Source organism: Bordetella tumbae (assembly GCF_965139195.1).
Taxonomy (GTDB): domain Bacteria; phylum Pseudomonadota; class Gammaproteobacteria; order Burkholderiales; family Burkholderiaceae_B; genus Bordetella_A; species Bordetella_A tumbae.
The window spans coordinates 110,552-121,289 of record NZ_CBCSJH010000015.1 but is presented as its reverse complement, the minus strand read 5'-3'; the positions used below and the strand labels follow the sequence as shown (position 1 = coordinate 121,289).

Here is a 10,738-nt window from a genome sequence, read left to right as displayed (position 1 = left end):
GGTCGCGCAGGCGACCAGACCGGACGATAGGGCCGGCGCAGCCTTTACATGGCAGCCCCAGGCGTTTCAAGAACTCCTACGTCGAAGATTCTTCACATCCACGACGCCAAAGACTTCTTCACGCCTGCGCAGACCCCTCAGCGTGATACCGCCCCACACGCTCGACTTCATTCTTCGACCCGAGCACCACACTAACCCGCTGGTGCAGTTTCTCCGGCTGAATATCGAGAATCCGCTGCTTGCCGTCAATCGACGCGCCACCCGCTTGTTCGACAATCCAGCTCATCGGATTAGCCTCGTACATCAAGCGCAGTTTGCCCGCCTTGCCCGGCTCTCGTGCATCCCAGGGATACATAAAGATCCCGCCACGCGTCAGAATGCGATGCACATCCGCCACCATCGAGGCGATCCAACGCATGTTGAAGTCCTTGCCCAGAGGCCCCGTTTTACCGGCCAGGCATTCGTCGATATAGCGTTTGACCGGGGGTGCCCAGTGACGCATGTTCGACATATTGATCGCGAATTCCTTGGTGTCCTCGGGAATCCGGATGTTCTCATGCGTCAACACCCACGAACCCATCTCGCGATCCAACGTAAAGCCGACGACACCATTGCCGATCGTCAGCACCAACATCGTCTGCGGCCCATACACCGCATAGCCAGCGACAACTTGTTGTTTGCCCGGTTGCAGGAAATCCTGTTCGCAGACTTCGTCCGTGCCGGCCACCCGATGCGGTGCGCGCAAGACCGAGAAAATCGTGCCGATCGAGACGTTGACGTCGATGTTCGACGAGCCATCCAGGGGATCGAACAACAACAGATATTCGCCCTTGGGATAGCGGTTCGGAATCAGGTGGATGGTTTCCATTTCCTCGGACGCCATGGCCGCCAGATGGCCGCCCCATTCGTTGGCTTCCAACAGGATTTCATTGGACAGCACATCGAGTTTTTTCTGGACTTCGCCTTGGACGTTCTCGGATTCCAGAGCGCCCAGCACGCCACCTAGCGCGCCTTTGCTGACGGCATGGCTGATGGCCTTGCAGGCACGGGCCACGACTTCGATAAGCAGCCGGACTTCCGGCGCCAGGGCCTGGGCAGAGCGCTGCTGCTCGACCAGGTATTGGGTAAGGGTTTTGCGTTTCAAGAGGGGTCTCCGTAATCAACGTAAAACAGGTGAGCCGCACAAGCTGCCCGCGAATAAGCAGGCAGGGGGCAAGACCGAGGGCGGGGATGTTTGCGCCCTCGGTGACGTGGTGTTAAGCCGCAAACTCCAAGGCTTTCGATACGATCTCCAGCACATTGCGTGACAAACCCGGATGGTTGCGCACGCGCTGCAGCGCCGCTTGCATGGGGGCGCGTAATTCAGGCACGAAGCGTGCCCAGTTATCCAGCGCACGCGTCAGGCGGGCGGCGATTTCGGGGTTCAGGGCGTCGAGCGCCAGGACTTGTTCGGCCCAATAGTCGTAGCCAGCGCCATCGGCCCGATGCAGGCCGCGCGCATTGTTCAGGCAGAACTGAAAAACCAGCGCACGGGCGCGATTGGGGTTGCGCAGCGTAAACGCCGGATGAGCCATCAGCGCGCGCACGCTATCGACACTGCTGCTCAACGCGGTGGCCTGCAGCATGAACCATTTGTCGATAACCAGCGGATCGTCTTTCCAGCGCGCATAGAACGTGTCCAGCGCTTGCGCCGCGATATCGCCAGGGGCGTAGTTCACGAGGGCGCCGAGCGCGGCCAGGCTGTCGGTCATATTGCCCGCCTGACCGAATTGCGACTGGGCCAGCGCCTGTGCGCCCTCGATGCCGGCAGCCATCAAATGGCCGAGCGCCTGGTTTTTCAGGGCGCGCTGACCGGCGGGGCCTGGCGCAGGGCTATAGGCCCCAGAGGTCTGGTTGGCGTCGAAGGCCTCGCGCCATTGCGCAGCTAATTGCCGTCCCAATTCGACCCGCAGAAAATCCCGCGCGGCTGCCAGGGCAGGCGGGTCGATGGCTTCCTGGCGCTCTGCCAGGGTCTTTTCCGAGGGCAAGGCTAAAGCACGCGCACGATATCCTGCATCCAGCGCCGGATCGGTGAGCAAGGCCCGCCACGCGTCGATAAACCCGGCGTTGACCTGCAGCGGCGCACCTGCCTGATGTTGGGCCGCCAGGGCCAAAATCTGGCGAGTCGCCAGTTCCTGGCCGGCTTCCCATCGGGCAAACGGGTCGCGGTCGTGAGCAGAGAGCAGCGCCAGTTCTTCATCCGTCCAGTCGTATTCCACGATGACGGGCGCCGAAAAACCGCGCAGCAATGACGGGATCGGTTTAGCGGGGACGTTCTCGAATACCCATTGCTGACGGGACTCGGTCAGCTCCAGCAGCGCCGTGTCTTGTGGCTGCGAGGCGCCGTCGAGGTGCAGGGGTAGAGCGCGACCCTCAGGGTCGAGCAGTCCCAGAGCAAAGGGGATATGGAAAGCCGCTTTGACATAGTCGCCGCCCGCGCGTTTTTCCACGCCGACCGGCGGGCAGCTTTGGTTCAGCGTCACGGTGCAGCGTTGTCCGGCGGCATCGTAGTCCAGTGTCACGGCGACGCGGGGCGTACCCGCCTGGCGATACCAGTGGCGAAATACGGACAGGTCGCGGCCGGGATTCAAGCGGGTATAGACTGATTCCATGGCGGCGACAAAATCGTCGCACGTGACCGCCTGGCCATCATGGCGGCGGAAATACTCGTCGATCCCGGCACGGAAACCCTCTGCGCCCAACAGCGTATGCTGCATGCGGATGACCTCGGCGCCTTTTTCGTACACTGTCGCGGTGTAGAAATTGCCGATTTCCTGGTAGCTTTCCGGGCGGATCGGGTGGGCCATGGGGCCCGCGTCTTCGGGGAACTGCGCCGCACGCAGCGTCACGACATCGTCGATGCGCTTGACGGCACGGGCGCTGGCCGTAGCTGCCGCGTCCAATCCGCGGGCCATCATATCGGCGGTGAATTCCTGGTCGCGGAAAACCGTCAGGCCCTCTTTCAGACTGAGCTGGAACCAGTCGCGGCACGTGACGCGGTTGCCCGTCCAGTTATGGAAATATTCATGGCCAATGACTGCCTCAATGCCCTCGTAATTGGCATCTGTCGCCGTGTGCGGGTCGGCCAGCACATAAGCAGCGTTGAAGATATTCAGGCCCTTGTTTTCCATGGCGCCCATGTTGAAGTCGCGCACGGCGACCACCATGAAGCGGTCCAGATCCAGTTCCAGTCCGAATCGGGTTTCGTCCCATTGCAGCGCCCGTACGAGGGACTCCAGCGCCCACTCGGTGCGATCCTCGGAGCCCGGATCGCTATAGACCTGCAGCAGGACAGGGCGCCCGGACGAGGTCTTGACGGTAGTTTCCCGGTGCGTGAGCTGGCCAGCCACCAGGGCAAATAGATAGCAGGGTTTGGGAAAGGGGTCTTCCCATTGGGCTTCTTGGCGGCCATCGGGCAGGGTGCGCGTGGACAGCAAGTTGCCGTTGGACAGCAGCACCGGATACGCATCGCCGGCCCGCAGGGTCACCTGATAGCGCGACATGACATCGGGCCGGTCAGCAAACCACGTAATACGGCGAAAGCCCTCGGCTTCACATTGTGTAAAGAAATTGCCGCCCGAGACATACAGACCCATCAGGGTAGAGTTGGCGCTGGGCTGGCAACGGCTGACGATCTCGACGGTCGCCTGGGCGGGCAGACTGGACAATACCAACGCCGCATCATCCAGCGTGTAGTGCTCGGCCGGCCAGGGTTTGCCGTCGACGTGCAGTGATACCAGCTCAAGTTCGGTGCCATCCAGGACCAGCGGTGCATTGGCCGCAGCGTCGGCCTTGCGCTCGACGCGCAGCGTGCTATGTACCAGTGTGGCTTCGGGATCCAGGTCGAACGCCAACGCCACTGTCGGGATGGCATAGGGATAGGGCTGATAATCTTTGCGATATACGGTTACAGGCGTTTCGGTGCGCATGCCTAGATCGGATCAGAATAGGTAATGCCCTATTGTAGTAGTACCCCGGCGGGCATTCGTTGGATAGAAATATCCAGTTGAAAAACTTTTACTCGCCAGCGATGTCAAAGTTTGCCCAGGTATGATGAGTTTCGTGTGCCCACGGACACGCTGGACGGATCCCACGCCCGGCCCTGGGGCCTCATTAGGAGACCCGCGATGTTTGAATCCCGCAAATGGCTAGGCCTGTGCCGTCTGGCGGGCGTGGCCGCCATGTTGACAGCGACCATTCTGGTGACGGGATGCGCCACCCCGACGGTACAGGCCAGAGTGACTTCGTTCCAGCGCTGGCCTGCTGATGTGGTGGGGGCGACCTATCGGTTTGTCGATGCCACGCCCGGCCAAGCGAATAATCTTGAATATCAGGCATACCAGGATGCGATGCGTGCCAGTATCGGACCGACCGGTCTAGTCGAAGCGCAACCGGACGCGTCAGCCCGATTTAATGTGTCATTCAAATATGGCACCGAGCAAACCCAGGTCATGACTCGCCAGCCCTACGATCCTTATTTCTATGGTGGATTCGGCGGGTTTTATGGCTCGCCAATGTGGGGGGCAGGCTATTGGGGACCTACCTGGGTAGACGTGCCCACGGTGGCCTACCGTAATCGTTTGACGGTTGAAATCTACGATAACGCGCGTAAGGGCGCGGAGGTCTACCGTTCGTCGGCTTATATTTTGAGCGGCCGGGAGGACCTCGTGCGCACCATGCCCTATTTAACGCGGGCGATATTCGATAATTTTCCCGGCAATAATGGGTCAGAGCGCGAAGTCGAATATCCCATTAATCGTTAACTGTTTTCCATTAACAGCAATAATCAGGCGGGGCCGAGCAGAGAATAATCCAGATGTAAATATGTCGGACTATGTCGCCGGGTGCATCGCACAAGCCGATTTATTCGAAATTTTAGGGACAGATTAAAGCGATTGGCTCGACTATTACTGCCCCAGGGGAGGCCCCGGGGGCAGTAATTTATTCGGTAATGAGAAAGGTTTCGCGGCTGTTGCCGGCGGCTTCTTCGGCAGCGAGCCAGCGAGGGGCTTTGCCACGGCCACTCCATGTTTCACCGGTCTGCGGGTGGCGATATTTAGGCGCGACCTGGCGTTTGGCCGCGGCGGGTGCGGCCGCCTTGCGGCTGCTGGTGGCACGGGATGCTTTAGCAGTGCCATTGAATGCAGCGGCAACTTCTTCCGGAGTGATATTGTATTCACGCATGGAAGAGACGATCGAGGCGATCACCGGTTTGCGGCGTTTCGTTTGCAGTGCTTCAGCTTTTTTCTGCAACTTGCTGATTTCTTTTTCTATTTTGGCTTGCAAGGTAGCGTAAGTTTCACGAGGCATGATTTAGTCCGGGCGATTAATCTGACAGATTTGAATAGGGATATTGTGCCGAATATTGTTTTGATGCGGCTATATCACCAATAATACCTAAAATAACCCACGAATGGATAGATGAGTCAAGCTCATCACATTAAAAGTAGGTAATGAATGAGTAATTCCAAATTGAATTCGATATCAGTGGCTGCTATTCAGATGGTTTCCAGTCCGGATGTGCTAGATAATTTGCACCAAGCCGGTGAGTTAATCCAAAAGGCAGCTGATTCGGGGGCAAAGCTGGTGTCATTGCCCGAGTATTTTTGTTTTATGGGGACCGCCGATCTACAGAAACTCGAGATCAAGGAGCAACCCGGCTCCGGGCCGATTCAAGACTTTCTGGCTGAGCAGGCGGCCAAACACCAGATCTGGTTAGCGGGCGGAACCTTGCCCCTGGCTTGTCCCGATGCGGGGCGCGTGTTCAATACCACGTTTGTTTACGGGCCGGACGGGCAATCTGCTGCCCGATACGACAAAATTCATTTATTTAATTTTCAGCGCGGTACTGAGGCGTATGACGAATCGATCGCCATTCGCCCCGGAGATGCGGTGCAAACTGTGCAAACCCCGTGGGCGCGTGTAGGGTTGTCGATATGCTATGACCTGCGATTTCCCGAGCTTTATCGGGCGTTGGGGCCGGTGGACTTGATTTTGGTGCCTGCCGCCTTCACCTACACTACAGGGAAAGCCCATTGGGAATTATTGTTGCGTGCACGCGCCGTCGAGAACCAATGCTATGTGCTGGCAGCCGCCCAGGGTGGGCATCACGTCAATGGCCGGCGCACGTGGGGGCATTCCATGCTGATTGACCCGTGGGGCGAGATTATTGACGTGTTACCCGAGGGGCCAGGCGTGGTCAGCGGTACCATAGAGCCTGAGCGCCTGACGCAAGTGCGCGCTTCGTTGCCTGCGTTGCGCCACCGAGTCCTGTAAAACAGAGATTTTATGAACCTGATCGATCCCGATATCCAATCGTTGGCTACGGCCAAGTCATTATTGCTGGACCCCTGGGGCTTGACTGAGTCCGACATGGCGCGCGCGCTAGGGGAAATTTTCACCCACAAGGTCGATTACGCCGACTTGTATTTTCAATATACCCGCAGCGAAGGCTGGAGCCTCGAAGAAGGTATCGTCAAAACCGGCAGTTTTTCGATCGGGCAGGGCGTGGGCGTGCGCGCCATCAGTGGCGAGAAAACCGCTTTTGCCTATTCCGATTCCCTGTCGCCCGATGCCTTGTTATCGTCGGCCCGCACCGTGCGCGGCATTGCCCGCCGTGGCGCCGGCAAAGTCAAAGTGGCAGCGCAGGTTCCGCCGCTGGCGGGCCGCAGCCTGTATGCAGACCTGGACCCGCTGACGACGCTGAGCGCGCCGGACAAGGTGGCATTGCTGGAACGCATCGAGCGGATGGCGCGTGCGCGGGATCCGCATGTCATCCAGGTCATGGCTGGCCTGGGGGCGGAATATGACGTGATTCTGGTAGCGGGCAGCGATGGCCGTTTGGCCGCTGACGTGCGTCCGCTAGTGCGTTTGTCTGTGACGGTGATTGCCGAGCGTAATGGCCGTCGCGAGATGGGGCACGCCGGCGGCGGTGGCCGCACGGGGTTGGCCTATTTCTCGGACGACATCTTGCAAGGTTACGTCGAGCGCGCTGTGCACGAGGCTCTGGTCAACCTGGAAGCGCGTCCTGCTCCCGCCGGCGAAATGACGGTGGTGCTGGGCTCGGGCTGGCCGGGTATTTTGCTGCACGAGGCCGTTGGCCATGGCCTGGAAGGCGACTTCAATCGCAAGGGTTCCAGCGTGTTTTCGGGCCGCATTGGCGAGCGTGTCGCGTCCAAGGGCGTGACCGTGATTGACGATGGTACGTTGCCGGATCGCCGTGGCTCGCTGAATATTGACGACGAAGGCAACGCCACGCAACGCAATGTGCTTATCGAAGACGGCATTTTGCGTGGCTATATGCAGGACACCCTGAACGCCCGGCTGATGAAAACGTCCGCGACGGGCAATGGCCGCCGCGAATCGTTTGCGCACTTGCCGATGCCGCGTATGACGAACACCTATATGCTGGCTGGTCAAACTCCGCCCGAGGAAATCATTGCTTCCGTGAAACACGGCCTCTATGCCGCGAACTTCGGCGGCGGGCAGGTCGACATCACGAACGGCAAATTCGTGTTCTCGGCCTCCGAGGCTTACATGATCGAGAACGGCAAGATCACCTACCCGGTCAAGGGTGCGACGTTGATCGGTAACGGGCCCGACGCGATGAATCAGGTCAGCCTGATCGGTAATGATCTGCAGTTGGATTCCGGGGTCGGCACGTGCGGCAAAGATGGCCAGAGTGTGCCAGTCGGCGTCGGAATGCCCACGGTGCGCATGGATGGCCTCACGGTGGGCGGCACGGCCTGATAGGCTTGAGAGGTCAGACGCGGCGGTGGACGCCGCGTCATGACCGATCAAAAGCGCCAACTGGCTTGCAGCGACAGGCTCTGGTTACCGTAGCGTTTACCGAATTCACCTAGATAGGCAAGCGCGACAGCGGTGTTTTGCGTGTGTTGCCAGGTGAGTGCGGCTTGCATGAGCAAGGTGTCGCGAGCCAGGGGCACGCCGGCGGCGGTAAACGAGGCATCCTCCTGGAAACTCAGGCGCGTGCTCGGCGTACGCGAGCCCAGGGTGTGGAGCCAGCCGGCTCTGCCCTCCAGGCGTAGTTCGCTGTGTTCAGAGAACGTCCAGCGTTTATCGGCACGCAGTCCGAGTGTGGTGAATCCGACATTCATATGCGAGGAGTCGCCGTCGAGCCCCGCAGCGCCGGATTCGTTGAACGCGTTGGTATGCACGTAGGTATAGGCCAGCCCGACAAAGGGTTCCAGCGTCAGGGAGTCGAGTTGTTGTGGCAGGCCGGCTTCCACATATGCCTGGGCGGTGCGGCCGTTGTAGGTACTCTTGCTGCGTGGCAGGCCGTCGAGGGTTTCACGGCGGCTGTCGATATGGTGCAGGCTGTAAGAGGCACCGTAGCGCAAGGCCACGCGATCGAGATCGGTGTTGCCGTAGGCGGCCAGGGTGTAGTTGTCGATGCGGGCACTGTCGTCGCGACCGCGGGTGTCTGCGGATGAGGAGCCGAGTCCGAATGCCAAGCCCGCGCGAGAATGCTGACCGATGGTGGTGTCACCGCCGAAAAGCATGCCTTGATAGGTATTGTTCATACCGGCGGCATTACCGTCGCTGTCAAGATGCGAACGCATGGCCAGATAACGGCCCCAGATATCGACGCCCTCGGCAGCGGGCTGCGCCAGTCCGCGGTTGATCAACGCGGACTGCGTCAGACGGGATTGGGTGGCCAACGTGGAGAGCAATGAGGGATGGCTGTCACCGGTTAAACGAGACAACGAAGAACGAGCCCAATCCGCATCTTGCGCCATAATCAAGGTATCGAATACTGGGTTGCCGGCGCTCAGATGATCCACTGCATGTCCTACCGCGCGTTGGTTCGCGGTGTCTCCTACCGCGGCAAAACCACCGGCCTTTCGATCGATCGATAACACATAGCGATGGCTGTTAACCGAGGGGTTAGCCGCGATAAAGACATAATCTTTGGCGACGACTTTGCTGAAATCTCCCGTCAAGCCGCCATCGGCGTCTATCAGTGTGTACTGCTTGCCCACCATGACGGGTTTGATATCCGGCGTTTGCAGGGTTCCGCCCATCAGTTCGGCGCTGCCTTTGACATGCAGCTTGCTGTTTTCACCGTTTGCATCAACGGATGCCAGTAGCGTGGCCTGATCCGTTTGACGATAGTCGCCAGCGACGGTCAAGGTGGCCGCTGACCCGTCGATAGTGGTGGGCGATATTGCGCCTGCCGTCCAAGTCGTACCGATCGTGCCGCTACCGGCCAGGGTGCCTTGCGGCTCTACGTGGACGCTAGAGGTGGCAATGCTGCCGTCAATGTGCAATGTGCCACCGGCAATGGTGGTGTTGCCCGTGTACGTATTCGTGCCGGATAGTGCCAGCGTGCCTGCGCCGCGTTTTGTCAGGCCGCCGCTGCCGATGATGTCGCCTGACCACTCCGAGTTGTAGCCCTGGGTGTTGACGTCGAACACGGGGTTGAAGCCTTCGGCCCCGAATTCACGGGGCCCTTGTATGGCGCGCGCGATGTCCAGCATGCCGCGGCCATAGATCGCGCGGTCGGCGAGATGGCCCGAATGATTCGTGGTGGTCAGCAAGAGCTCGATGGTTTGCCGAGCGTCCAGATAGGGGAATCTGCCGCGCAAAACGGCGGCTGCGCCCGCAACGAGAGGCGATGCCATTGAGGTGCCTGACATGACGCCGTAGCCTGATGGAACGGTGGACAGGATGCCGTCATCGGCATTGTCTCCGTCACCGCCGGGTGCGGCCATACACCATTGCCATGCCACGCCGCAGCGGTTGCTGTAGCTGGCAATGCGATCCGCATTGTCAGTGGCGACGACGGCAATCAGCGTGCCCTTTAAGTGTGAGTAATCGACGTTGGCTAGCCTGGGGTCGTTGGGGGCTATGTAGTCATAGGTGTTGGGGTTATCGGGATCAAACAGCTCCGTGTCCTCTGACACCGAGATAAATCGATAAACCCCTGTGTCGTGATGCTCGGGCGATATGTAGGGCAATATGCCATTGCCGCTAGGATTGGCGCTGGCCAGGGGCTGTTCCCTATATTCGTTGCCAGCGGCAAAGACCATGACGACATCGGCGGCCGCTGCTGCTTGGATAGCCTCTGCCTCGGGTTGATCAAGCGGTAGGCCTTCGTCCTCGTTGAAGAGCAATATTTGATGAGGCAGTTCCTGGTATGTCGGGTTCAATACCCACTGGCCCGTTGGGCTCTGTATGAATTTCGGTGGCATGGCGTTTGGGCCATAGCTGCCGTTGACGACTTTTACCTGGTGGGCGGCGGCATAGTACAGCGCTTGCGCGGTGGCGCGGTCTGCCCCGTCATCATCATCGTCGTCATCGTCATCGTCATCGTCGTCATCACCGATGGCACGCAAGGCCAGGATTCGCGCACCGGGGGCGATTCCGTACATGGGGCCTGTTCCCCGACCCGCCGCGATAATGCCTGCCACGTGCGTACCGTGTCCGTCCGGATCTTCGACTGCGGCCGGGTCTGGGCCTACAAAATTCCGTGACTGCCCATCTATGCGGCCAGCAAAGGCGGGGTGCCGAATATCCAGGCCGGAATCGATGACGCCGACCAACACGTCCTGTCCTATATAGCCGAGATCTTGGACAACATCTGCATTGACGCGTGTCAGGTTCCAAGGCACTTGTGCGACCGAAGGGGCACAAAACAGTGCGCAATACAAAGCTGCCCATCCAGGGGTCAGCCTAA

The 10,738-nt window shown here is 59.5% G+C and carries 7 protein-coding genes; 3 read left to right on the top strand and 4 right to left on the bottom strand.

The window, feature by feature from the left end:
* Nucleotides 1–118 precede the first annotated feature (118 nt).
* Together ACNA0J_RS16870 and pepN are read right to left on the bottom strand one after the other, a co-directional pair.
* Nucleotides 119–1,144 carry a class 1 fructose-bisphosphatase gene (locus ACNA0J_RS16870; protein WP_415820018.1) on the bottom strand — a complete coding sequence of 342 codons (1,026 nt, stop codon included), beginning with the start codon at nt 1,142–1,144 and terminating at the stop codon, nt 119–121.
* 112 nt (nt 1,145–1,256) lie between these two features.
* Nucleotides 1,257–3,968 (bottom strand): aminopeptidase N, encoded by a 2,712-nt coding sequence (pepN, locus tag ACNA0J_RS16865; RefSeq protein WP_415820017.1) that lies wholly within the window; start codon nt 3,966–3,968, stop codon nt 1,257–1,259.
* 198 nt (nt 3,969–4,166) lie between these two features.
* Between pepN and ACNA0J_RS16860 the strand changes: the two genes are divergently transcribed.
* Nucleotides 4,167–4,802, top strand: coding sequence for a DUF4136 domain-containing protein (locus tag ACNA0J_RS16860; RefSeq protein WP_415820016.1), 636 nt, complete (start codon nt 4,167–4,169; stop codon nt 4,800–4,802).
* A gap of 178 nt (nt 4,803–4,980) precedes the next feature.
* Here the strand turns inward: ACNA0J_RS16860 and ACNA0J_RS16855 are convergent, their stop codons facing one another.
* Nucleotides 4,981–5,349, bottom strand: coding sequence for an H-NS histone family protein (locus ACNA0J_RS16855; RefSeq protein ID WP_415820015.1), 369 nt, complete (start codon nt 5,347–5,349; stop codon nt 4,981–4,983).
* A 147-nt stretch (nt 5,350–5,496) separates the two neighbouring features.
* On the opposite strand from ACNA0J_RS16855, the gene ACNA0J_RS16850 reads away from it, so the two are divergent.
* Together ACNA0J_RS16850 and tldD are read left to right on the top strand one after the other, a co-directional pair.
* Nucleotides 5,497–6,315, top strand: coding sequence for a carbon-nitrogen hydrolase family protein (locus tag ACNA0J_RS16850; RefSeq protein WP_415820014.1), 819 nt, complete (start codon nt 5,497–5,499; stop codon nt 6,313–6,315).
* Nucleotides 6,316–6,327: 12 nt separating this feature from the next.
* A complete protein-coding gene (gene tldD, locus ACNA0J_RS16845) occupies nt 6,328–7,788 on the top strand; it encodes a metalloprotease TldD (RefSeq protein ID WP_415820013.1) in 1,461 nt (486 codons plus the stop codon).
* Between the two features lie 47 nt (nt 7,789–7,835).
* On the opposite strand, the gene ACNA0J_RS16840 is transcribed toward tldD, so the two are convergent.
* Nucleotides 7,836–10,673, bottom strand: a complete 2,838-nt coding sequence (locus ACNA0J_RS16840) for an autotransporter domain-containing protein (protein WP_415820012.1) — start codon at nt 10,671–10,673, stop codon at nt 7,836–7,838.
* Nucleotides 10,674–10,738 lie beyond the last annotated feature (65 nt).